Consider the following 26,657-nt stretch of genomic DNA (forward strand, 5'->3'; position numbering starts at 1 on the left):
CACGTCGCTGCGCACTCTCAGCAGCGAAATCGAGTCGTACATGCTCGGGCAGCAGGCCTCTCTGCCACCGTCCGTGCCTTACCGCAATTACGTGGCGCAAGCCATGCTCGGCGTGAGCCGCGAGGAGCACGAAGCGTTTTTCCGCGACATGCTCGGTGACATCGATGAGCCGACGCTGCCGTTCGGCCTGCTGGACGTGCAGGGCGACGGGCGCGGTATCGAGGAAGCGCGCCTACAGGTCGACATGGACCTGAGCCGCCGCTTGCGCTTGCAGGCCCGTCAGTTCGGGGTCAGCTCCGCCAGCCTGTATCACCTGGCGTGGGCCCGTGTTCTGGGCGCTGTGTCAGGCAAAGAGGAGGTGGTGTTCGGCACCGTGTTGCTCGGTCGCCTGCAGGGCGGCGCCGGGTCCGACCGTGCACTGGGAATGTTCATCAATACCTTGCCGCTGCGTGTCACGCTGGGCGAGCAGGGCGTGCGCAGCGGTCTTAAGGCTACCCACGCCAGGCTCAGCGGGCTGCTTGCCCATGAACACGCCTCGCTGGTACTGGCACAGCGTTGCAGTGGCGTGTCCGCTTCAACGCCGCTGTTCAGCGCCTTGCTCAACTACCGGCATGTCGCCGGTCAGGCCAACCAGCAGACACTGGACGCCTGGCAAGGCATTGAAAGCCTGCGTGGCGAAGAACGCACCAACTATCCGCTGACCCTTTCAGTAAACGATGAGGGAACGGGCTTCAGTTTGACGATTCAAGCCAGTGCCTGCATCGATGCGCAACGCATCTGCGCGTATGTGCAGACCACTCTGGAGAACGTGGTCAGCGCACTGGAGCAGTCCGGCGAGGTGCCGCTGGCAGGCTTGTCGGTTCTGTCGGCGGCGGAGCGTGAGCATCTGGTGTATGGCCTGAACGCTACCGCGCTGGATTACTCGCAACAGCAGACCATCCATGGGATGTTCGAAGCACAGGTAGAACGCACGCCTCAGGCGCTGGCAGTGGTCCACGGCGAGCAGCGTCTGACGTATCGCGAGCTTAACGAGCAGGCCAACCGCCTGGCCCACGCCTTGCGCAAGCAGGGTGTGCAGCCGGATTCCCGCGTCGGGATCTGCGTAGAGCGCGGTGCGGAGATGGTCGTCGGCTTGCTGGCGATTCTCAAGGCGGGTGGCGGCTATGTGCCGCTGGATCCAGCGTATCCGGTAGAACGCATCGCTTACATGTTACAGGACAGCGCTCCGGCTGCAGTACTGGTTCAAACCGCGACTCAGGGCCTGCTGGCCGACATTTCGGTACCTGTGATCAATCTTGATCTGAGCAATTGGCAGGACGAATCCGTCCAGAATNCCGTTAACTTCCTGACCTGGGCGCACAGTGCTTTCGACGCTGCTGCACTGGATAAAACGCTGTTCTCCACCTCGCTGAACTTCGACCTCGCCGTCTACGAGTGCTTCGCGCCGCTGACCTCGGGCGGCAGCATCGAAGTCGTCAAGAACGTGCTGGAACTGCAGCACGGCGAGCACGATATCGGCCTGATCAACACCGTACCGTCGGCGCTGAAAGCGCTGCTGGAAGTCAACGGCCTGCCGGAATCGGTGCACACCGTGAACGTGGCCGGTGAAGCGCTGAAACGAAGCCTGGTTGAATCGCTGTTCGAGAAAACCGGCGTGCAGCGCCTGTGCAATCTCTACGGCCCATCTGAAACCACCACCTACTCAAGCTGGGTGGCGATGGATCGCGACGACGGCTTCGCTCCGCACATCGGCAAGCCCGTCGGCAATACACAGTTCTACCTGCTGGATGAACAGCAACAGCCTGTTCCGCTGGGCGTCGCGGGCGAGATCTACATCGGCGGCGCCGGTGTGGCGCGGGGTTATCTGAACCGCGACGACCTCACTGCCGAGCGCTTTGTCAAAGATCCGTTCAGCTCGCAGCCAGCGGCACGCATGTACCGCACCGGCGACCTGGGGCGCTACCTGCCAGACGGCAATATCGAATACCTCGGTCGTAACGACGATCAGGTCAAAATCCGCGGCTTCCGCATCGAACTGGGCGAGATCGATGCACGCCTGGCCAAACACCCGGCCATTCATGAAGCCGTGGTGGCTGCACGCGAAGATGTACCGGGCGACAAGCGTCTGGTGGCTTATTACACCCTGAGCGCAGGCCATGCTTCGGTAGACATCGACAGCCTGCGCGGCTGGCTGCAGGAGCAATTGCCGGCCTACATGATCCCGGTGGCCTATGTACTGCTCGATGCACTGCCACTGACCCCGAATGGCAAGCTGGACCGCAAAGCCTTGCCGGCACCGGACGCCGATGCACTGATCCGTCGTGGTTACGAAGCCCCACAGGGCGAAACCGAAACCCTGCTGGCGCAAATCTGGAGCGACTTGCTCCAGCTTGAACGCGTCAGCCGTCACGACCAGTTCTTCGAGCTGGGCGGCCATTCATTGCTGGCGATGCGCCTGATTTCGCAGATTCGCCAGCAGTTGGGCGTCGAACTGAGCCTGGCCGCGTTGTTTGCCCACCCCGAACTGAGTGCACTGGCGCTGGCCATCGCCCAGGCAGGACGCAGCATCCTGCCGGATATCGTGCCGGTGGCACGCGATCAGGCCTGGCCATTGTCGTTCGGCCAGCAACGTCTGTGGTTCCTCGCCAAGATGGAAGGCGCCAGCGCGGCCTACCACATGCCTGTCGGTCTGGGCCTGCGTGGCGAGCTGGATCGCGCGGCGATGCAACGGGCGCTGGAGCGCATCGTGGCGCGCCATGAGGGCTTGCGCACCACCTTCATTCAGGGCGATGACGAACAGCCATTGCAACGGATCAGCCCGGCGGATGCCGGCTTCAACCTGCAACTGCATGATCTGCAAGGGCTGGTGGATGCCAAGGAGAAGCTTCAGGCACTGGCCAGCGAAGAGTCGCTGCAAGGCTTCGATCTGGAACAGGGCCCGTTGATCCGTGGCCGCCTGATCCGTATGGCCGAGGACCATCACGTCCTGTTGCTGACCATGCACCACATCGTTTCCGACGGCTGGTCGATTGGCGTGCTGACCCGTGAACTGGCCGCGCTCTATGCGGCATTCAGCCAGGGCCAGGACGACCCGCTGGCGCCACTGACGCTGCAATACCTGGACTACGCAGTGTGGCAGCGTCGCTGGCTGAGCGGCGATCTGCTGCAGCAACAAAGCGACTACTGGCAGCAAACCCTGGCAGACGCTCCGGCGCTGCTGATGTTGCCCACCGACCGGGTACGTCCGGCGCAGCAGGACTACGCCGGCGCGGTGCTGCCCATCGTTTTCGACGAGGATCTGACTCGCGGCCTCAAGGCCTTGAGCCAACGTCACGGCAGCACCCTGTTCATGACCATCATGGCCGCCTGGGCTGCGCTGCTGGGGCGTCTGTCCGGTCAGGACGACGTGGTCATCGGCACGCCAGTGGCCAACCGCACACGCAGTGAAGCCGAAGGGCTGGTGGGCCTGTTCGTCAATACCCTGGCGATCCGCGTCGACCTCAGCGACAAGCCCACGGCAGAGACTCTGCTGGCGCAGGTCAAGACCAACACCTTAGGCGCCCAGGACCATCAGGACCTGCCGTTCGAACAAGTGGTGGAAGTGATCAAGCCGGTGCGCAGCCTGTCACACAGCCCGGTGTTCCAGGCCATGCTCAGCTGGCAGGACATGAGCGGCGGGGATTTGGTCCTCGGCGATCTGCAACTGGAAAGCCTGAGCGCAGGCCATACACTGTCCAAGTTCGATCTCTCGCTGGACATCGGCGAAGCGCAGGGTCAGCTGCTTGGTTCGCTGGAATACGCCACCGCGTTGTTCGATGAAAGCACCATCGCCCGTTATCTGGGCTACCTGAAGCGCTTGCTGCACGCCATGGTCGCCGATGACCGCCAGGTGCTGGAACATGTGCCACTGCTTGATGCGGTGGAGCGTAAGCATCTGCTGATCGACCTTAACGCTACCAACGTGCCTTACCCGCAAGACGCCACGATTCATCAGCTGTTCGAAGAAAAGGTCCGGGCACAGCCCGAGGCCATAGCCGTGGCTTTCCAGGCGCAGCGCTTGAGCTATGCCGACTTGAACCGTCAGGCCAACCGTCTGGCTCATCACCTGATCAGCCTCGGCATCGGCCCTGATGATCGGGTGGCGATCTGCGTCGAACGTGGGGTGAAAATGATAGTCGGCCTGCTCGGCGTGCTCAAAGCCGGTGCTGCCTATGTGCCGCTTGACCCGGCTTACCCCGCCGAGCGCTTGGCCTACATGATCAACGACAGTCAGCCAGCAGCATTGCTCACCCAGCGCGGCTTGCAGGAGCGGTTGCCCGCACTGTCCATGCCGCTGGTATTGCTCGACGACGAGCATTGCCAGGGCTTCACCGAGTGTGATGACAACCCGGTCGTACCGACCCTCGGCGTGCGCAACCTGGCGTATGTGATCTACACCTCCGGTTCCACCGGCAACCCGAAGGGCGTGATGATCGAACACCGCGGCCTGGTCAACTACAGCGTCGATGCTGCACGCCTGTTCGGCCTGTCCCAGAGCGACACGGTGCTGCAACAAAACACCCTTAACTTCGACCTGTCGGTGGAGGAGATCTTCCCGGCACTTCTGGCCGGTGCCACCCTGGCGCCAAGCCGCGAGATATTCGGCAGTGAAGGCACTGAAAATCACGGCATTTACCCGACCGTTCTGCACTTGACCGCTGCGCACTGGCACACGTTGGTGGCCGAATGGCACAACCAGCCGCAGGCTGCTGAACAACGCCTGGCCGAGGTGCGCCTGATCAACGTCACCGGTGACGCATTGTCGGCACAGAAACTCAAGCTCTGGGATGAGGTGCGCCCGGCACACACGCGCCTGATCAACACTTACGGGCCGACCGAAGCGACGGTGTCCTGCACTGCGGCCTACGTCAGCCATGACGCTGCGGCCGGCAGCGAAGGCAGTGGTAACGCGACCATCGGCAAGCCGATGGCCAACACCCGCATCTACCTGCTCGACGAACACCAGCAGCCAGTGCCATACGGCGTGGCCGGTGAGATTTTCATCGGTGGCGACGGTGTGGCACGCGGTTACCTGAACCTTGAAAAGGTCAACGCCGAGCGCTTCCTCGCGGATCCGTTCAGCGAAAGCCCTGATGCCAGAATGTACAAAACCGGTGACCTGGCACGCTACATGGCCGACGGTCGTATCGAGTACCTGGGGCGTAACGACTTCCAGGTCAAAGTGCGTGGTTTCCGTATCGAACTGGGCGAAATCGAAGCCCGTCTGGGCAATTGCACCGGGGTCAAGGAAGCGGTGGTGATCGCCCGGGAAGACAATCCCGGCGAAAAACGCCTCGTGGCCTACGTGATCGCCCAGCCACAAACAAACCTGGACGCCGCCAGACTGCGCGCCGAACTGGCGCCGCAACTGGCCGAGTACATGCTGCCAAGTGCGTTCGTGCTGCTTGATGCACTGCCGCTGACGCCGAATCGCAAGCTCGATCGCAAGGCCCTGCCGGCCCCGGCGGACGATGCCTTTGCCAGTCGTGAACATGTCGCCCCGCAAGGCACCAGCGAAAAAGCCCTGGCGCAGATCTGGCAGAACCTGCTCAACCTGGAAGCAGTAGGGCGTCATGACCACTTCTTCGAACTGGGCGGGCACTCGCTGCTGGCAATGCGCCTGATTTCCCAGGTGCGTCAGCGCATGGGCGTCGAGCTGAGTCTGGCGGACATCTTCGCCCAACCGGAACTGGCGGCGCTGGCTCAGGTAGTGGCGCACGCTGCCGGCAGCAGCCAGCAGCCCATCGTGCCGGTGTCCCGCGATCAGTCCTTGCCGCTGTCGTTTGCCCAGCAACGCCTGTGGTTCCTCGCGCAGCTGGACGGCGGCAGTGCGGCTTATCACATTCCAGCCGGTCTGCGTCTGCGCGGCAGCCTCGATCAAGTCGCCCTGAAGCGGGCGCTGGACCGTATCGTTGCGCGCCACGAGGCATTGCGTACGACCTTTGTCCAGGAGCAGGACCAGGATCCGCTGCAGTGCATCGCCCCGGCCGATATCGGCTTCAGCCTGCAACTGCAGGTGCTGACCGGGCAGGCGGATGCGGAACAACAACTGCTCGCCATCGCCGCCGAAGAGGCCGAAGAGGGCTTTGATCTGGTGAACGGGCCGCTGGTGCGCGGACGCCTGGTGCGCATGGCCGAAGACGACCATGTGTTGCTGGTGACCATGCACCACATCGTCTCGGACGGCTGGTCCGCTGGTGTGTTGACCCGAGAACTGGGCGTGCTCTATGCAGCGTTCAGCGAAGGCGCCGAGGATCCGTTGCCAGCGTTGCCGGTGCAATACGCCGATTATGCGCTGTGGCAGCGCAACTGGCTCAGCGGCGACGTGCTGCAGCAACAGCGCCAGTACTGGCAGCAGACTCTGGCCGGCGCGCCGGCCTTGCTGACCTTGCCGACCGACCGGCCACGCCCGGCGCAACAGGACTACAGTGGTCAGTTGCTCGGGCTGGTACTCGACGCCGACCTGACCCGTGGCCTCAAGGCGTTGAGCCAGCGGCATGGCAGCAGCCTGTTCATGACGGTCATGGCCGCATGGGCTGCGCTGCTCGGACGTCTGGCTGGTCAGGACGACGTGGTGATCGGTACGCCGGTGGCCAACCGCATGCGCGCCGAGGTGGAGGACCTGATCGGGTTCTTCGTCAACACTTTGGCCGTGCGCGTCGACCTCTCGGGTACACCGAGCGTGCAAAGCCTGTTGCAGCAGGTCAAACAGCAGACCCTGGCCGCCCAGGCGAATCAGGACCTGCCGTTCGAACAGGTGGTTGAGGTGGTGCGCCCACAACGCAGCCTGTCCCACAGCCCGATTTTCCAGGCCATGTTGTCGTGGCAGAACAATGAAGCGTCCGACCTGGCACTTGGCGACATGAGCCTGCAGGGCGTCGCAGTGGCAGGCCATACCGCCAAGTTCGACCTGACGCTGGACATGACCGAGGTCGGCGATCAACTGATCGGCACACTGGAATACGCTACGGCACTGTTCGACGAAAGCACCCTGCAGCGCTACATGGGCTACTTCCAGCGCTTGCTGGAAGCCATGGTCGCCGACGACCGCCAGTTGCTGGAACAGGTGCCGTTGCTCGATGCGGTGGAACGCCAGCATCTGCTGGTCGACCTCAATGCTACCGACGTACCTTACCCGCACGACTGCACGATTCATCAGCTGTTCGAAGCAAAGGTTCAGGCACAGCCCGACGCCATCGCCGTGGCCTTCCAGGCGCAGCGCTTGAGCTATGCCGAACTGAACCGTCAGGCCAACCGTCTGGCTCATCACCTGATCGGCCTGGGCATTGGCCCTGACGATCGGGTGGCGATCTGCGTCGAGCGCGGCGTGGAAATGATGATCGGCCTGCTCGGTGTGCTCAAGGCAGGGGCGGCTTATGTACCACTTGACCCCGCCTATCCGGCCGAGCGCCTGGCGTACATGATCACCGACAGCCAGCCAGCGGCGTTGCTGACCCAGCGTGATCTGCAGAAGCGCTTGCCAACCCTGACCTTGCCACTGGTGTTGCTCGACGACGATCAGCGCAGCACCTTTACCGAGCGAAACGATAACCCGGTGGTGGAAGCCCTCGGCGTGCGCAACCTGGCGTATGTGATCTATACCTCGGGCTCCACTGGCAATCCGAAAGGGGTGATGATCGAGCATCGCGGTCTGGTCAACTACAGCACCGATGCGGCGCGCCTGTTTGGCCTGGCCCCGACAGACACCGTGCTGCAACAGAACACCCTGAACTTCGACCTGTCGGTAGAAGAGATCTTCCCGGCGCTGCTGGCCGGCGCCACTCTGGCGCCAAGCCGCGAGATCTTCGGCAGTGAGGGGACTGAAAATCACGGTATTTACCCGACTGTCCTGCACTTGACTGCTGCGCACTGGCACACGCTGGTGGCCGAATGGCACAACCAGCCGCAGGCTGCCGCGCAACGCCTGGCCGAGGTCCGTTTGATCAACGTCACCGGCGACGCATTGTCGGCACAGAAGCTCAAGCTCTGGGACGAGGTGCGCCCGGCGCATACCCGTCTGATCAACACCTATGGCCCGACCGAGGCGACGGTGTCCTGCACCGCGGCCTACGTCAGCCACGATGCTGTAGCTGGCAGCGAAGGCAGCGGTAACGCGACCATCGGCAAGCCGATGGCCAACACGCGTATCTACCTGCTTGATGCCCATCAACAACCGGTGCCGTATGGCGTGGCCGGTGAGATCTTCATCGGTGGCGACGGCGTGGCACGGGGTTACCTGAATCTTGAAGAGGTCAACGCCGAACGCTTCCTCGCGGACCCGTTCAGCAACAGCCCTGAGGCCAGGATGTACAAAACCGGCGATTTGGCACGCTACATGGCCGACGGTCGGATCGAGTACCTGGGTCGTAACGACTTCCAGGTCAAGGTGCGCGGTTTCCGTATCGAGCTGGGTGAAATCGAAGCCTGTCTCGGCAATTGCACCGGGGTCAAGGAGGCGGTGGTGATCGCCCGGGAAGACACTCCGGGAGACAAACGCCTGGTGGCTTATGTGGTCGGTCAGCCACAAGCGAGCCTGGATGCCGCCAGCCTGCGCGCTGAGCTGGCGCCGCAGCTGGCCGAGTACATGCTGCCGAGTGCGTTCGTGATCCTCGACGCCTTGCCATTGACGCCGAACCGCAAGCTCGATCGCAAGGCGCTGCCGGCTCCGCAAGCCGAGGCCTTTGCCAGCCGTGAACATGTGGAACCGCAAGGCGACACCGAGATGGCGCTGGCGCAGATCTGGCAGAACCTGCTCAACCTTGAACAGGTGGGCCGTCATGACCAGTTCTTCGAGCTCGGCGGGCACTCGCTGCTGGCGATGCGCCTGATTTCCCAGGTGCGCCAGCACTTGGGTGTCGAGCTGGGCCTGGCGGATATCTTCGCCCAGCCTGAACTGGCCGCCATGGCACGCATACTCGCCGACGCCAAAGGCAGCAGCCAGCCGCCTATCGTGCCGGTGTCCCGCGACCAGACCTTGCCGCTGTCGTTTGCCCAGCAGCGTCTGTGGTTCCTCGCACAGCTGGAGGGCGGCAGCGCGGCTTACCATATTCCGGCAGGGCTGCGTCTACGTGGCACTCTGGATAACCCTGCGCTGAAACGCGCGCTGGACCGTATCGTCGCCCGCCACGAAGTGCTGCGTACGACCTTCGTGCAAGTGCATGGCGAGGACGTTGCACAACACATAGCCTCGGCCGATATCGGTTTCAGCCTGCAACTGCAGGTGCTGACCGGGCAGGCGGATGCTGAACAGCAACTGCTCGCCATCACCGCTGAAGAAGCCAACGAAGGCTTCGATCTGCTCAACGGTCCGCTGGTACGCGGACGTCTGGTGCGCATGGCCGAGGACGATCACGTGTTGCTGGTGACCATGCACCATATCGTCTCCGATGGCTGGTCCGCGGATGTATTGACTCGTGAGCTGAGTGCGCTCTATGCCGCGTTCAGTGCCGGTGCCGAGGATCCGTTGCCCACCTTGCCGGTGCAATACGCCGACTATGCCGTGTGGCAGCGCAACTGGCTGAGCGGCGACGTGCTGCAGCAACAGCGTCAATACTGGCAGCAGACCCTGGGCGGTGCACCAGCCTTGCTGACCTTGCCGACCGACCGGCCGCGCCCGGCACAACAGGACTACAGCGGCAATATTCGCGGCCTGGTGCTCGATGCCGAGCTGACCAGCGGCCTCAAGGCCCTGAGCCAGCGGCATGGCAGCACGCTGTTCATGACCGTGATGGTCGCATGGGCCTCGCTGCTGGGGCGTCTGGCCGGTCAGGATGATGTGGTGATCGGTACACCGGTGGCCAACCGCCTGCGGGCCGAAGTGGAGGACCTGATCGGGTTCTTCGTCAACACCCTGGCGATACGCGTCGATCTCTCCGGCGCACCGAGCGTCGAAGCGTTGATGCAGCAGGTCAAGCGTCAGACGCTGGCAGCGCAGAGCCATCAGGACCTGCCGTTCGAACAGGTGGTCGAGGTGGTTCGTCCGCAACGCAGCATGTCCCACAGCCCGATCTTCCAGGCGATGTTGTCCTGGCAGAACAACGAAACGTCCGACCTGTCGCTCGGCGCCATGAACCTGCAAGGCGTGGCGGTAAACGACCACACGGCCAAGTTCGATCTGGTGCTGGACATGACCGAGGTTGGCGATCAATTGATCGGCACGCTGGAATACGCCACGGCGCTGTTCGACGAAAGCACCATGGACCGTTACCTGGGCTATTTCCAGCGACTGCTGGAAGCCATGGTCGCCAATGAGCACCGCATACTGGAACACGTGCCATTGGTGGATGCGGTCGAGCGCGAGCACCTGTTGAGCGGTCTCAATGCAACCGACCGCGCTTACCCTCAGGGTCCGTTGATGCATCGCCTTTTCGAGGCGCATGCAGCGTCTCGACCTCAAGCGATTGCGGCCCGCCAGGGCGAGCAGACGCTGACCTACGCCGAACTCGACAGCCGCGCCAACGCCCTGGCTCAGCACTTGCGCCAGCACGGCGTGAAAGCGGGAGCCCGAGTGGCGATCCTGCTGGATCGTTCGGTGGAGCTGCTGACCAGTATGCTGGCCACGCTCAAGTGCGGCGCGGCGTACCTGGCGCTGGATCGCCTGGCCCCCGAAGAACGTGTGCGCTTCATGCTCGAGGACAGCGAAGCACTCATGTTGCTGACCCGCAGCGAGCTGACAGCACCTGAAACGACGCCGCGACTCGATCTGGACACCCTGGATCTATCAGTGGCCGGCCAAGGGCCAGTCGCGCTTGCAGATGAAGTCGCAGGCGAGACCCCGGCGTGCATCATCTACACCTCCGGCTCCACCGGCATACCCAAAGGCGTGATCGTGACCCACAACGGCATCGTGCGACTGGTGCGGGATAACTACGACTTCCGTGCCGATGACCGCGTGGCGTTTTCTTCCAACCCGGCGTTCGACGCCAGCAGCCCGGAGATCTGGGGTGCGTTGCTCAATGGCGGCCAGTCGATAATCGTCGAGCCTTCCGTGTTGCTTGAGCCGGCTGCCTTTGCCGCCCTGCTCAAACGCCACGCAGTCACGGTGATGTTCAGCTCGACCGCCTTGTTCAACCTGTATGCCGGGTTGATTCCCGAAGCCCTGGCCGGCTTGCGCATGCTGGAGTGCGGTGGCGAACGGGCGGATCCGGCGTCGTTCCGCCGGGTGCGTGAGCACTCGTCCCAAGTGCGCCTGTTCAACGGCTATGGCCCAACCGAGGCCACTACGTGCGCCACTCGTTACGAAGTGTTTGATGTGCAGCCGGGTACCCTGAGCCTGCCGATCGGCAAACCCAACGCCAACGTGCGCGTCTATCTGCTCGACGCTTGCGGCGAGCCGGTGCCGATGGGCAGCGTCGGCGAGATCTACATCGGCGGTGTCGGGGTCGCGCTTGGCTACCTGAATCGCCCGGAACTGAGCGCCGAACGCTTCAGCGACGACCCGTTCAGTCAGCAGGCAGGCGCGCGGCTCTATCGCACCGGCGACCTGGCGCGCTGGCTGCCGGACGGCAACCTCGAATACCTGGCGCGTAACGATGGCCAGGTGAAGGTCCGCGGCTTCCGCGTCGAGCTTGGGGAAGTCGAAAGCAGCCTGCATGGGTGCGATGGCGTGCGTAACTCCGTGGTGGTGGCGCGCGAAGACAGCCCGGGCGACACGCGTCTGGTGGCGTATTACACCGTGCACGCTGACGTTGAAGCACCCGAGCCGGAGGCCCTGCGTGCGCAACTGAGCGCCAGCTTGCCGGAATACATGGTCCCGAGCGTCTTCATCTGCCTGCCAGACTTGCCGCTGACGCTCAATGGCAAGGTGGACGTCCAGGCATTGCCAGCGCCGACAGCGGATCAGTTCGCGAGCCATGCGTTTGAAGCCCCGGCAGGGGAGTTGGAGATTCGTCTGGCGAAAGCCTGGGCGGAGGTACTCGAATTACAGCAGGTGGGACGTCATGACAGCTTCTTCGATCTCGGCGGTCACTCGCTGATGGCCGTGCGACTGGTCAACCAACTGGTGCAGAGTGGCTTGGCGGTGTCCCTGGCCGACGTTTTCCAGCACGCCAGCGTGGCCGCCCTGGCCAGCCTGCTGGGCAGCCGCAGCGAAGAGGTTGCAGCGCAGCTTCATGAGCAACTGGTGCCGGTGCGCACCACCGGCAACCAGCGTCCATTGTTCCTGGTTCACGAGTTTACCGGTCAGGATGTGCACTTCGCGGCGCTGGCGGTACACATCGACAGCGATATTCCGGTCTATGGGCTGAGCGGCATCCCGCTCGGTCAGGAACAGTTGCTGACCATGGAGTGCTTGGCAACGCGCTTGCTGGGGGCGATGCGCAGTGTTCAGCCGCACGGACCTTATCGCCTGGCGGGCTGGTCGTTCGGTGGGCTTCTGGCCTACGAAATCGCCATTCAGCTGGAGGGCATGGACGAGCAGGTAGAGTTTATCGGCATGCTCGACACCTACATGCCGCGCCTGGTGGATCAGGGTCGCGAGCGCTGGGACCTGAAGACCGCCCACCGTCAGCACCTGCTGGAACACTGCGAGCAGTTCTGGAAAGCCCGCGGCGAATGCGCGCAGGCTCTGGAGGCCCTGGAGCGAGTGCGTGCAAACCGCCAGGACTTTGATTTCGCCGGGCTCCTGCAGCACTGCCGTGAGCAGGGTGCACTGCCGCCGGAGCTGGACATCTACACGAACGAGGGTCTTTGCCAGTACCTCGACCGAGAGGTGGCTCACGGTCATGCGCAGGCTAATTACACGGTTTACCCCAACAGCGTGCCGCTGCACCTGTTCACTGCCAGCGAGTGGCAACCCAACTCGCAGAAACACAGCGGTTACCTGGGTTGGGACAGCGTCCTGCCCGTCAGTCAGTTGCGCAGTATCAAGGTCGCGGGCGATCACATGAGCATGATGAAGCCGCCGCATATCGAGGGCCTGGGTCAGGCGATCAGCCAGGCGCTGGCTGATCTGCCCGATCGGCCACGGGAGGCTGACCGCGCCCACCGGCCGTTGCTGACGATTCAGGGCGGACGTCGCGACCACGCGCCAGTGTTCTGCGTACCGGGGGCAGGGGACAGTGTGACCGGCTTCATCGGTCTGGCCGAGGCATTAGGCCCGCACTGGCCGATTCACGGGCTGCAACCGCGCGGGCTGGATGGCCGCACGGTGCCTTACAGCCTGGTGGAAACCGCCGCCGAGGCGTATCTGCAAGCACTCGACAGCACTCACCCCGAAGGGCCGGTGCATCTGCTCGGTCATTCGTTCGGCGGCTGGGTAGCCTTTGAAATGGCCCAGCGCCTGACGGCACGCGGCCGCGAAGTGGCTTCGCTGACACTGATCGACAGCGAGTCGCCGGGCGGCAACGGGGTGGTGGGCAAACCTTACACCGCGATAGGCGTACTGGAACGTTTGATCGAGACCATGGAACTGGCTGCGGGCAAGTCGCTGGGCATTGATCGTGCGGCCTTCCGGGCCCAGGACGATGTCGGCCAGATGCGCTTGTTGCATGCCGGGATGGTGCGCGCAGGGATGTTGCCGCAGCGTTCATCGCCGGATGCGATGCGCGGGCCTGCGCGAGCCTTCGGTACGGCGTTACGCACACGTTATCAGCCTGCGCAGATCTACACCGGGCCGGTGCGTCTGGTGCTGGCCGATGACCCGGTGCTGGATGCGGCGGGCAATCAGCGCGAACAACAGGCGATGGTCAGCGGCTGGCGCCAGTGTGCCCCGGATCTCACTGTCTGGCGTGGACCGGGCAACCATTTCACCATTCTCAAGGCGCAGCATGTACGGCATCTGGCGAACTGGTGGCTACCCCATGAATAACGTCGTTTCTTCAAGCCCGGCGGCTGATCGCCGGGTCAATCCTCAACACATTCGTGGCTTTCTATGAAAAAGTTGAAGTTTCGCAAAGTGCTCATCGTTGTCGTGCTGTTGGTTCTGGCAGCGGGTATTGCCTACAGCGTCCAGTCCCCGGAAAAAGCTCCGGAGTACCTGACTGCCAAGGTCGAACGCACCGATATCGAAAACTCGGTGCTGGCCAGCGGGGTGCTGCAGGGCATCAAGCAGGTTGACGTCGGCGCGCAGGTCTCGGGCCAGCTCAAGTCTTTGAAGGTCAATCTGGGCGACAAGGTCAAACAGGGTCAGTGGCTGGCGGAAATCGATCCCGTGGTGCTGCAGAACACTCTGCGCCAGTCGCAGGTCAACGAACAGAACCTGATCGCCCAGAAGGATGCGGCTGTCGCACAGCTCAAGGACGCCAAAGCCATTTACCAGCGCTACAAGCAACTGCGTGCGGATGATGCGATCTCGCAAAAGGACTTCGATACGGCGCAATCGGACTTCGAGGTCCGGAGTGCCAACCTGCGGTCGCTGGAAGCCCAGGTGCGCGACGCAAGAATCCAGATCGAGACCGCCAGGATCAACCTGGGCTACACCCGTATCGTCGCGCCGATCAGTGGTGATGTGGTGGGTATCGTGACGCAGGAAGGTCAGACTGTGATCGCCAGCCAACTGACACCGGTGATTCTCAAATTGGCGGATCTGGACACCATGACCGTCAAGGCTCAGGTCTCCGAGGCCGACGTGATTCATATCACCCCCGGGCAAGAGGTGTATTTCACCATCCTCGGCGATGCCGAAAAACGCTATTACGCCAAGCTGAAAGGCACGGAGCCAGCGCCGCAAAACTTCCTTGATGCGCAATCCAGCACCGCCAGCAAACCGAACAGTGCGGTGTTCTACAACGCATTGTTCGACGTCCCCAACCCTGATCACCGCCTGCGTATTTCGATGACCGCCCAAGTGCATATCGTGCGTGAAAAGGCCAAGGACGTGTTGACTGTCCCTGTTGCGGCCCTGGGCGACAAGAATGGCGACGGCAGCTTCCCGGTGCGTGTGGTGGACGCGCAGGGCCAGGCCCAGAGCCGCAATGTGCAGACCGGCATCAACAACAACGTGCGGGTCGAGATCAAGAGTGGCCTTGCCGAGGGTGACCAGGTGGTGATCGGTGAACCGTCGGCTACACCAGCAGCAGCGGGGGCCTGACCATGAGTCGAGCTCTTCTGGAACTCAACGGTGTCACCCGTCGTTTCGTCGCCGGCGAAAAGGACTTCATCGCGCTTAATGACATCAACCTCACGATCAATGCCGGCGAACTGGTTGCCATTACCGGGGCCTCGGGTTCCGGCAAGTCAACGCTGATGAACGTGCTGGGCTGTCTGGACCACCCCAACAGCGGCAGTTACAAGGTCGACGGGCGTGAAACCGGTACGCTTACCGATGATGAGCTGGCAGAGCTGCGTCGCGATCACTTCGGTTTCATTTTCCAACGTTATCACCTGTTGCCGCACCTGGCGGCGATCCAGAATGTCGAAATGCCAGCTATCTACGCAGGCACCGGCAAGGGCATGCGCGTGGAGCGCGCGCAGAAGCTGCTCGAGCGTCTGGGCCTGTCCGGGCATCTGGAGCATCGGCCAAGCCAGTTGTCAGGCGGCCAGCAGCAGCGGGTGAGTATCGCCCGGGCCTTGATGAACGGCGGCGAGATCATTCTGGCCGACGAACCCACTGGCGCCCTCGACAGCGTGAGCGGCAAGGAGGTGATGAATATCCTCCTGGAGCTCAACAGCGCCGGACACACCGTGATTTTGGTGACTCACGACGAGAAGGTGGCAGCGCACGCCGAGCGCATCATCGAGATGCGTGACGGCGAGATCATCGCCGACCGGGTCAACACCGATCGCCCGATCATCAACGAAAAAACCACCGAGCGCCTGCCGACCAAACCCAGGCAGGGCAACCGGCTGATGGCTAACATCGGCCTGTTCCAGGAAGCTTTCGTCATGGCGTGGGTGGCGCTGATCTCGCATCGCATGCGCACGCTGCTGACCATGCTCGGGATCATCATCGGCATCACCTCGGTGGTGTCGATCGTAGCGATCGGCGAAGGGGCCAAGCGCTATGTGCTCAAGGACATCCAGGCCATCGGCAGCAATACCATCGAGGTGTTCCCAGGCAGTGACTTTGGCGACACCAAGTCCATGGATATCCAGACCCTGGCGCTGTCCGATGTGGCGGCGTTGAGCAGTGAGTACTACATCGACAGCGCCACACCGAATATCGGCCGCAACCTGCTGGTGCGCTACCGCAATATCGACGTATCGGCGACGGTGAGCGGGGTCAGCCCGAGCTACTTCCAGGTGCGTGGCACGAAGATGGGCCTGGGGGTGGGTTTCAACAAGTATGACGCCCGGCGGCAGGCACAGGTGGTGGTGATCGATCACAACACGCGGATTCGCCTGTTCGGTCCCAAGGTCGACCCGCTGGGCCAGGTGATCCTGGTGGGTAACCTGCCGTGTACGGTGATCGGCGTGACCGAGAACAAGAAAAACATCTTCGACACCAGCAAGAACCTGAATATCTGGATGCCCTACGAAACCGCCTCCGGACGCCTGCTGGGTCAGACCTACCTGGACGGCATCACCGTGCGGGTCAAGGACGGACAGCCAAGCAAGGTGGTCGAGGACAACGTAAACAAGCTGTTGCAAAAGCGGCACGGGACCAAGGACTTCTTCACCTACAACCTCGACAGCGTGATGCAAACGGTGCAGAAGACCAGTCAGTCGCTGGCCCTGTTGCTGTCGTTGATCGCGGTGATCTCGCTGGCGGTCGGCGGCATCGGGGTGATGAACATCATGCTGGTGTCGGTCACGGAACGGACGCGCGAGATCGGCATTCGCATGGCCGTCGGGGCACGCCAGTCGGATATCCGTCAGCAGTTTCTGGTGGAGGCGGTGATGGTCTGCCTGATTGGCGGGGTCATCGGCATCAGCCTGTCGTTCGTGATCGGCTATGTGTTTTCACTGCTGGTCAAGGAGTGGCAGATGGTGTTCTCCCTGGGCTCGATTGTCACTGCGTTCATCTGCTCGACATTGATCGGCATCGTGTTCGGCTTCGTACCGGCACGTAACGCGGCACAGCTCGATCCGATCGAGGCACTGGCACGGGATTGACAGGGGGATTGCAGGACAAGGATGTCCTGCCCAGTGGAGAAGGGCGCGTGCGTGCGACCGCGCACTGACAAGCGCTTGCTGCCGGTGGAGTCACAAAGATCGGCTTATTACATCCAGGCAGGAAGCCAAAGGGGGGAATGCTGCTCGCGAGACTGGCGCAGTCGACGGGTAGCTGTCGTCTGCGCCAGCCTCTCTGGCAAGCTGTTGCGAGGACTCAGCCTACCGCGCTGACACTGGAAACCCGAGCCGCGCTACTGCTCTTGAGGGACTGTTCGAAGCGGTCGAGGATCATGCCCACTTCCGACTCGGTAATGTTCAACGGTGGCAGGAAGCGCAGGACTGCACTGTTGCGTCCACCGGTCTCGATGATCATGCCGTTGTTGAAGCACTCCAGCTTGATCGCCCGCGCCCGCGCGCCATCGCCAGCCCCCGGACGTGACCCGTTGGTCGGCTTGACGATTTCCACACCGAGCATCAGGCCACGACCACGAACATCGCCGATAAACGGAAACTGCCGGGCGATGTCCTCCAGCCCGCTGTGCAACTGCTCACCCCGGCGCGTGGCATTGCCGACCAGATCGTGCTCCTTGATATGACGCATGGTCGCAGCCCCGGCCACCATTGCCACCTGGTTGCCACGGAAGGTACCTGCGTGCATGCCAGGGCCCCATGTATCCAGGTGCTCGGCATAGACGATCACTGATATCGGGTAACCGCCACCGATGGCCTTGGACAGCACCAGAATATCCGGCGTTATCCCGGAGTGTTCGATGGCAAACAGGTTGCCGGTACGTCCGAGGCCGGTTTGCACTTCGTCGATAATCAGCAAGATCCCGAGCTCATGGGTGATCTCCCGCACGGCGCGCAGCCACTCTGCCGATGCTGCGATGCAGCCGCCTTCGCCCTGGATCACTTCGACCACCACCGCAGCCGGTTTGGGCACACCGCTTTCCGGGTCACTGAGTACAGTGCGGATGTACTCGATGGAGAGGCGGTCAGTATGTTCACCATCGGTGCCGAACGGGCAGCGGAAGCGATAGGGGAAGGGCAGGAAGTGGGTGCCCTGGGCCAGCAGGCCGGCCTTGGGGTTGAGGTTGCCCATGGCCGACAACGCACCAGCGGTCATGCCGTGATAACCCCCGTGGAAAGACATCAGCGGCGAGCGCTGGGTGTAATGACGGGCCAGTTTGATTGCGGCTTCGACCGCGTCTGAGCCGCTGGGGCCGCAGAACAGGATTTTGCTGTTGTCACGCATGCTGGCAGGCAACGTTGCGAACAGTTCTTCGACGAAGGCGTGCTTGGCCGGTGTGGCCAGGTCAAGGGCCTGCTGCAGATGATCACTGTTCAGAAATTCGATCACCGCTTCACGGACCACCGGTGGGTTATGACCCAATGCAAGCGTGCCAGCGTTGGACAGGCAGTCAAGGTATTCCTGGCCGTTGGCGTCCTTGACTCGCATGCCTCTGCCGCTGACAAACAGCTGCTGGAAGGTCGCTGCGTAGGTGCGCGCATTCGACTCCAGTTTCTTGAGATTGCTTAACTCTTCCATAGTCGATCCCTTGGTGGCACAGGTACGGATTCATTGATACTCGCTTCGAGCGGAGCCCGATTCTGTAAGAACCTCAGGGTGATCGCCAACTTATCGCCGTGGGACTGTCCCCGTATTCCACGACAGACTTCCTGCGGTCTCAGGCGTTAAATGCATGCTACGAAAGGGATTTATGGCGCTGTAAGAAACCTTGCGACAACGCTCCTGATCGTCCGGATTCTTGCCCCGTTGCTTCCTTTCTCAAGACGCCACTGTTCCGGAATCTTCGAGAGCTTTATGTCTATTGGCAAACCTGCTGGCCACTTCCTGTTGTCGACGCTTCTGGTCTCATTGCTGAGTGGCTGTACGTTAGGCCCGGACTACCAATTGCCTGCGGTGAAGGTTGCCAGCCAGTGGCATGCGCCGCTGCCCCATGGCGCGTCGATGGTCGGACTGCAGGATTGGTGGCAACAGTTCAATGACCCGGCACTGGCAACCCTGCTGCGTATGGCACAGGCAGACAGCCCGTCTCTCGATAAGGCTCTGGCACGCATTGCCCAGGCACGCGCGACGCTGGACGGCAGCGTTGCCGACCGGCTGCCGCAAGTGAGCGGCGGCGTGAGCAAGTCACGCGCCGGCATCAGGCAGAGCGGGGTGCGCCAGAGCGGTAAGACCTCCGGGGCAACCCTCGATGCATCCTGGGAACTGGACCTGTTCGGCAAACTGCGACGCACCGACGAGGCGTCGCGCAATCTGCTCGAAGCACGTGTCAATGACTGGCATGACGCTCGTGTATCGCTGGCCGCCGAGGTCGGTGATGACTTTGTGCAGTACCGCGGCTGCCAGATGCTGGTGAACGCTTACCGTGATCAGGCGCAATCCCAGGAACAGACCGCACGCCTGACTCGCGTGTCGTTTCAGGCCGGGTTTACCGCCGCCGCTGATTCATCGTTGAGCGACGCCAGTGCGGCATCCAGTAATGCGACCCTCATCAAACAGCAAGGCGAGTGCGATGTGCTGCTCAAGAGCCTAGTGGAGCTGACCGGCAGCAACGAGGATCAGGTACGAGAAGTGCTCAGCCATAATCCGGCGAGACTGCCGCAGCCTGCGTTGCTGGATGTTCGGGAAATACCTGCCAACCTGTTGCGCCAGCGCCCGGACCTGGCGTCCAGCGAACGCGAACTGGCCGCCGCGAATGCGAAGATCGGCGCTGCCCAGGCTGATCGTCTGCCCAGCCTGAGCCTGGTTGGCTCGTTCGAGGTGGGGACCACCACCGGAGTATTCAGCCGCGAATGGAGCCTCGGCCCGCAACTGACTGTTCCGCTGTTCGACGCAGGCAAGCGCCGGGCGGCAGTGGACTCGGCGCGGGCAGATTATGACTCGGCGCTGGCGACCTACCGGCAAACCCTGCGCACAGCGGTAATGGAGGTCGAGCAGGCGCTGGTGCGCCTGGACGCGGCGCGGCGTTCGCAAGCCAGTACGCAACGGGCCAGTGAGGGTTATGAAGCGTCGTTCCAGGCCACAGACCGCAACTGGCAGGCCGGCAATGCCAGCCTGCTGGACCGCGAAGAGGCTCGACGCTCGGCGCTGTCGGCAGAAATCGAATTGATCACCGTGCAACAAAATCAGGTTCGCTACTGGATTGCCCTGTACAAGGCCCTGGGCGGTGGATGGCAGGACAGTCGCGAAGGTTTGGCCGGTGAAACACCGAAGCGGGGCGGCGTATGAGGAAGATACACGTTTATGGGCTGCTGACGCTGGCGGTGTTGGGCGTTTCGGGCTGGCTATTGTCTGGCCGCGCAGAGCCGCCCCCGGCCGCTGCGGCGCCGCCGGCCACCAGCCTGACGGTAGAGGCAGTGCAACCGCGCCGCGAAGACTGGCCGCAGGAACGGGTGGCCAGTGGTGCGCTTGCGCCGTGGCAGGAAGCCGTGATCAGTGCAGAGACCGGAAGCTTGCGTATCGCCAGCCTGAAGGCTGATATCGGCGATCAGGTGAAGAAGGGCCAGGTTTTGGCGACCCTGGCCGATGACAGCGTGCTGGCTGAGGAAAACAAGCAGAAGTCGGCGGCCGCCCAGGCCACTGCGCAACTGCAGGAAGCCCGCTCCAATGCCAGGCGGGCGGCCTCGGTAGGTCAGAGCGGCGCCCTGTCCGAGCAGAAACTGGAAGAGTACCGGGTCAAGGTGCAGACCGCCGAAGCTGACCTGGCCTCGGCGAATGCCGATCTGCGCAGCATCCGGATCAAGCTTGCGCAGACGCGCATCGTCGCGGTGGATGACGGGATTATCTCCGGGCGCAAGGCCTTGCTTGGCGATGTGGTATCGGCGGGCAGTGAAATGTTCAGGATGATCCGCGATGGCCGCATCGAGTGGCAGGCGGAACTGGATGCCCAGCAACTGCCAGGCGTCAAGGCCGGTCAGCTCGCCCGTGTGACGCTGCCCGGTGGTATTGCGGTGCAAGGGCGCGTGCGGCTGGTCTCGCCAATGCTCGACAGCAAGACCAGCAGGGCGCTGGTCTATGTCTCCCTGCCGGTGGGGTCTGTGGCGCGCGCCGGCATGTACGCCAGCGGTCGCATCGAACTGCCGTCCAGCCCGGCGCTGACGGTTCCAGACACCAGCGTGATCCTGCGCGATGGGCGCTCTTATGTGTTTGTGCTGGGCAAGGACATGCGCGTCAGCCAACAGGTGGTCGAGGTCGGAAGGCGTCGTGGATCGGCGCTGGAAATCCTCGGCGGCCTGCCAGAGCAGGCACAGATCGTCCGCAGCGGTGGGGCCTTCCTCAATGACGGGGCCAGCGTGACACTGGTCAACGCCGAGGCCCGTGTGCAATGAATATCTCCGCGCTGTCGATTCGTTACCCGGTCCCGGCGGTCATGCTGTTTTTACTGCTGACCCTGTTTGGTTTCCTCGGGTTCGAGCGCCTCGGTATTCAGGACTTTCCCGATACCGATCTGCCTGCAGTGGTCATCAGTGCCTCGCTGGAAGGGGCCGCCCCCGAACAACTGGAAACCGAAGTCGCGCGCAAGCTCGAAGACAAGCTGACCTCGTTGCGCCTGCTCAAGCATGTCACCACGCAAGTTACCGAAGGTAGCGTCCTCATCAATGTCATCTTCGACATCGACAAGGATGGCAACGAAGCCCTCAACGAAGTACGCAATGCGGTGGACAGCGCTGCGGCTGAATTGCCCGCCAGCCTCGACACGCCATCGGTAACCCGCCTGACCACCAATACCACGGCGTTGCTGACCTATGTGGTCGATGCGCCACGGATGGACGAAGAAGCGTTGTCATGGTTTGTCGACAATGAGTTGAGCAAGCAGTTGCTGACCGTACGTGGTGTCGCAAAGATCAGCCGCGTGGGCGGTGTGGACCGCGAAGTCCAGGTTGACCTTGATCCGGCGTTAATGGCCGGCCTGGGGCTGAGTGTGACCGACATCGCGGATCGTTTGCGGGCGATGCAGAAAGACAATTCCGGCGGCCAGGGCGATCTGGGCAGCGGTCAACAGGCGCTGCGTGTCCTGGGCGGCATTGACGACCCGGCGGCGCTGGGCGCCATCCGCATTCCCGTCAGCGATGGACGAATGCTCGCAGTGCAGCAACTGGCAACCGTGCGTGACACCCATGCCGAGCGCAACACCCTGGCGTATCGCGACGGCAAACCGGTGATTGGCTTTCAGGTCATCCGCTCCCTGGGTTTTTCCGACGTCGGCGTGACCAGGGATTTGCGTCAGGCAGTCAATGAGTTCGCCATACAACACCCTGATGTGCGTATCGAAGAGGCGAGTAATGCCGTCGAGCCGGTGATGGAAAACTATCGCGGCTCCATGGCGCTGCTCTACGAAGGGATGTTACTGGCGGTTTTGGTGGTCTGGTGGTTCCTGCGTGACTGGCGGGCGACGATTATCGTGGCCACGGCACTGCCTTTGTCGATCATCCCGACCTTCGGCGTGATGTATTTTGCCGGCTTTAGCCTCAATACCGTTTCGCTGCTGGCGCTGGCGCTGGTAATCGGCATTCTGGTCGACGATGCCATTGTTGAGGTCGAAAACATTGCGCGCCACCTGCGCATGGGCAAAACCCCGCGACAGGCCGCGATTGAGGCGTCCGACGAGATCGGCCTTGCGGTATTGGCAACCACCGTGACCCTGGTCGCGGTATTCCTGCCGACCGCTTTCATGGGCGGGATTTCCGGCAAACTGTTTCGCCAGTTCGGTGTGACGGCCAGCGCTGCGTTGATGTTTTCGTTGCTGGTCGCCCGTCTTCTGACGCCGATGATGGCGGCGTATTTACTCAAGCCACGTCCGCATGGCGAGCATGACAGCGGTTTGATGAGACGTTACCTGGGCTGGATTCACACCAGCCTGAGCCGCCGCAAGACCACCATGGCCATTGTTGGTGCTTTGTTTATCGGCTCGCTGGCGCTGATCCCGTTGCTGCCGACCAGCTTTCTGCCTGCCCAGGACATTGCCAGCAGCACCGTCAGCCTGGAACTGCCGCCCGGCAGCAGTCTGGCTCAGACCGGTGAGGTTGCCTTGCAGGCTGAAAAGCGTTTACGCGCGATTCCTGAAGTGGCCCACGTGTTCATCGCGGCCGGCAGCGGCGAAACGGGCGGTGCAGGTGATCGCGATGCGAAACTGACCGTCGATTTGCTGCCGCGTGACCAGCGCGCACTGAAACAATCCCAGGTGGAAGCGAGCATGCGTGAAAGTCTGCGCAGCTTGCCTGGTGTGCGGGTGACGGTCGGCGGTGACGCCAGCGGCGAACGGCTGGACATCGTCCTTGCCAGCGATGATGGCGATTTGCTGGAGCGGACTGCCGCCGCGCTTGAACCGCAGTTACGCCAGATAAAAGGCATCGGCAACGTCACCTCAAGTGCTGCGGTACAACGGCCGGAAATCCAGATGCGCCCGGATGTTGTCCGCGCGGCAGAGCAGGGCATCAGTAGCCAGGACATCGCCGACACTCTGCGCATGGCCACCTATGGCGAATACAGTTCGTCCCTGGGCAAGATCAATCTGTCCCAGCGCCAGGTCAATGTGCGGGTGCGCATGCAGCCGCAAGTGCGTACCGATCTGCAAAGCCTCGGTCAGTTAAGGGTCACCGGGCGTGATGGCCAGATAGCACTGGCGTCGCTGGGCGAGCTCAGCATGGGCAGCGGCCCCGCGCAGATTGATCGTATCGATCGCTTGCGCAATATCACGCTGTCCATCGAACTCAATGGCAGCAACCTGGGCGAAGTGATGGAGCAGGCCAGGCAGTTGCCGGTCATGCAGAACCTGCCAGCGCAAGTAAAACTGGTGGAGCAGGGCGAGTTGCAGTTGATGAGCGAGTTGTTTGGCAACTTCAGTCTGGCGATGGCCGTCGGCGTGTTCTGTATCTACGCGGTACTGGTGCTGTTGTTCCATGACTTCATGCAGCCGCTGACAATCCTCTCGGCGCTGCCTCTATCGTTGGGCGGCGCACTGTTGGCACTGTTGATCGGCGGGATGAGTTTTTCCATGGCGTCGGTCATCGGTTTGCTGATGCTGATGGGGATCGTGACCAAGAACTCGATCCTGCTGGTGGAGTACGCAATCATGGCCCGCCGTGCACCGACCGTGAGCCGCTATGACGCGTTGATCGACGCCTGCCACAAACGCGCCCGACCAATTCTAATGACCACCATTGCAATGGGCGCGGGCATGTTGCCGACCGCATTGGGATGGGGTGGCGAATCAGGTTTCCGCCAGCCGATGGCGGTGGTCGTCATCGGCGGACTATTGGCCTCGACCGTACTAAGCCTGTTGGTAGTGCCCGTTATCTTTACTTATGTCGATGATGGTCATGAGAGGCTTAAACGTTTGTTCCGCAGACCTTGATAAAACAGTGTAATCCGCCATGGCGGCATGCGCCCGGACAGGGATAAGCACCAGAGAGAGTACTTCGCATTTCGATACGTTTCCTCTCTGGATTCCACTGAACGCACCCAGCGCAGCAGTGCCCGCGTTCATCTAATCACCACTTTTTTAGTCCGTTCCACCCTAGGCCTGTTCATAAAATCCAATCCATGCCGATAAAGTCAGGGATCGCGAAAGGTTAGAGTGCCATGAACAGCACTCCCCAGCCTTGCGGCCTGTAAAGCTCACGACTTGACGGCAGATAGCCACTACACAGCGGCACCGTTACTTGTTGTTATCGGCAGGTTCCACTCTGGCGCAGAAATGGCTGACCATTTCTGTAGTGCAACGAACCGCTTATAGCAAACGTGCGCAAAATCCACGTGTAACTACTTGCCTCTAGTGCAGTAGGGCTCTCGGACAGAAGTGACCCCTTACTTAAAGATGATGGATAATCAATGAACATGATAAATCGCACCAGTTTCGCTAAAAAACTCATGGCCGCGTTCATCGTTTGCGCCATGATCACATTGGCTGTGGGTGGTTTGGGGATGCTCGGTATCAACCGGCTTTCCGATGCCCTTGAGCTGACATTCTCGAATAACCTGGTTTCAGTGGCCAACACCAACGAGACGATGACCGCCCTGACCACTCATAACCGCGGGCTTTACCGTTTGCTTGATGCCAAGGATAAGGCCACGGCTGAGAAAATGCGCCAAAGCATCAACGGCGAGCTGGAGCGTGCGCAGAAAGTCTATGCCATCTACCGCGCGACTCCGTTGGAGGACGATGAACGCGCAGCGGGTGACCAGTACGACGCCTTGATGCCGGCCTACATGTCTGCTTCCCAGAACATCTTTGACCTGCAGCAGGCAGGCAAACTGGAAGACGCGCGCAATCGCCTCAACGCACTGGCGGAAGGAGAGTTCAACAAGGCTCGCGGCTATCTACAGATCATGATCGACTCCAACAAGCGCCAGATCAAAGAGGGGGCAGAGGCCGCTGACAGGTTGCAAAGCACCTCGGTATTCATGCTGACCGCGGGTATTGTCATCGCGTTTGTGGTGGCGATCATGTTGGGTATTGTGATCACTCGCATGATTACCGGACCACTGAGAAGCGCTATCGAAGTTGCACAACGTATTGCATCGGGTGACCTGACCCAGAGCGTTTCCAGCACCCGAGGCGATGAAGCGGGGCATCTGCTCAATGCGATCGGCACGATGCAGGGCAATTTGAAACGAACGATTCAGGAGATTTCCAGCGCGTCCGATCAGCTTGCCTCCGCTGCCGAAGAGCTTGGCGCAGTCACTGAAGAAAGCACCCGCGGCCTTACTCGGCAAAATGACGAGATTCAGCAGGCTGCAACGGCGGTGAACGAAATGACTGCTGCCGTGGAAGAGGTAGCCCGCAATGCGGTATCTACGTCGGAGGAGTCCAAAACACTGGCAACCGACGCCGCTAACGGTCGTGGCCAGGTAAATGACACCGTTAAGGGCATCGGCACGATGGTCAGCGAAATTACCGAGTCGACAGGGTCTGTGACAACACTCGCCGGCCACGTCCGGGATATCAGCAAAGTGCTCGAGGTCATCCGCAGCATCGCCGAACAGACCAACCTGCTGGCGCTGAACGCCGCCATCGAGGCAGCACGCGCCGGCGAACAAGGCAGAGGGTTTGCCGTAGTAGCCGACGAAGTGCGCGCGCTTGCACACCGCACTCAGGCTTCAACGGTGGAAATCGAAGGCATGATCGGTACCGTGCAGTCCGGCGCCGACGGTGCGGTCGCGGCCATGAGCAAAAGCCTGGCAACGGCCACCAACACCCAGGAACTCGCGCAGCGCGCCGGCAGTGCGCTGGAAAAAATCACCAGCGGCGTGGGGATGATCAACGAGCGCAACATGGTGATTGCCTCGGCTTCCGAAGAGCAGGCCCAGGTCGCACGCGAAGTGGATCGCAACCTGGTCAACATTCAGGAGCTGAGTGCCCAGTCGGCGGCAGGCGCCAATCAAACGAGCGCATCCAGTCAGGAGCTGTCACGGCTGGCGACTTCGTTCAACACCATGGTTGCGCAGTTCAAGCTTTAACGGGCTTGTGCAGGTGTATTCCCGGTCTGGTCGTCTGGACCATTTGGGCCGAGAATACACGCTGCTTTCCTTTGCTTTTCTCTTGTTTACGGGTTGACCTCGCGAGTTTGCGGGGCCGAAGCGCTTGAGAGTGATTTGA

The 26,657-nt window shown here is 61.8% G+C and carries 7 protein-coding genes and 3 pseudogenes (1 of these 10 only partly in view); 9 read left to right on the plus strand and 1 reads right to left on the minus strand.

Annotated elements, in window-relative coordinates:
- The 4 genes and pseudogenes from sypC (KBY08_RS22170) to KBY08_RS22185 all read left to right on the plus strand — a co-directional run.
- Positions 1–1,333 carry part of the coding region annotated (gene sypC, locus KBY08_RS22170; protein ID WP_225651259.1) for a syringopeptin non-ribosomal peptide synthetase SypC on the plus strand (this coding region is incomplete at its 3' end). Its footprint begins 26,666 nt before the window's first position, so 1,333 of the 27,999 annotated nt are shown.
- 1 nt (position 1,334) lies between these two features.
- Positions 1,335–13,846: pseudogene (sypC, locus tag KBY08_RS22175) on the plus strand (syringopeptin non-ribosomal peptide synthetase SypC); the annotation flags it as partial.
- Between the two features lie 63 nt (positions 13,847–13,909).
- Positions 13,910–15,067 (plus strand): macrolide transporter subunit MacA, encoded by a 1,158-nt coding sequence (gene macA, locus KBY08_RS22180; protein WP_011267826.1) that lies wholly within the window; start codon positions 13,910–13,912, stop codon positions 15,065–15,067.
- 2 nt (positions 15,068–15,069) lie between these two features.
- Positions 15,070–17,031: a MacB family efflux pump subunit gene (locus KBY08_RS22185; RefSeq protein WP_225651260.1), complete on the plus strand. Its 1,962-nt coding sequence runs from the start codon at positions 15,070–15,072 to the stop codon at positions 17,029–17,031.
- A gap of 214 nt (positions 17,032–17,245) precedes the next feature.
- On the opposite strand, the gene KBY08_RS22190 is transcribed toward KBY08_RS22185, so the two are convergent.
- Entirely contained in the window at positions 17,246–18,580 is a 1,335-nt protein-coding gene (locus tag KBY08_RS22190) for a diaminobutyrate--2-oxoglutarate transaminase family protein (RefSeq protein WP_011267828.1), read from the minus strand.
- 276 nt (positions 18,581–18,856) lie between these two features.
- Between KBY08_RS22190 and KBY08_RS22195 the strand changes: the two genes are divergently transcribed.
- The 5 genes and pseudogenes from KBY08_RS22195 to KBY08_RS26950 all read left to right on the plus strand — a co-directional run.
- On the plus strand, positions 18,857–20,287 hold the full coding sequence (locus KBY08_RS22195; RefSeq protein WP_110393047.1) for an efflux transporter outer membrane subunit: 1,431 nt from the start codon (positions 18,857–18,859) through the stop codon (positions 20,285–20,287).
- A complete protein-coding gene (locus tag KBY08_RS22200; protein ID WP_011267830.1) occupies positions 20,284–21,387 on the plus strand; it encodes an efflux RND transporter periplasmic adaptor subunit in 1,104 nt (367 codons plus the stop codon). The genes KBY08_RS22195 and KBY08_RS22200 overlap by 4 nt, the downstream gene beginning before the upstream one ends.
- The gene (locus KBY08_RS22205; RefSeq protein WP_032655790.1) at positions 21,384–24,413 is read left to right on the plus strand and encodes an efflux RND transporter permease subunit; all 3,030 of its coding nucleotides are present in this window, start codon (positions 21,384–21,386) and stop codon (positions 24,411–24,413) included. The genes KBY08_RS22200 and KBY08_RS22205 overlap by 4 nt, the downstream gene beginning before the upstream one ends.
- Before the next feature lie 482 nt (positions 24,414–24,895).
- Positions 24,896–25,660: pseudogene (locus KBY08_RS26945) on the plus strand (MCP four helix bundle domain-containing protein); the annotation flags it as partial.
- 279 nt (positions 25,661–25,939) lie between these two features.
- Positions 25,940–26,518 (plus strand): annotated as a pseudogene (locus tag KBY08_RS26950) (methyl-accepting chemotaxis protein); the annotation flags it as partial.
- Positions 26,519–26,657 lie beyond the last annotated feature (139 nt).

This window comes from Pseudomonas sp. P135 (genome assembly GCF_020312125.1).
GTDB lineage: Bacteria > Pseudomonadota > Gammaproteobacteria > Pseudomonadales > Pseudomonadaceae > Aquipseudomonas > Aquipseudomonas fragariae.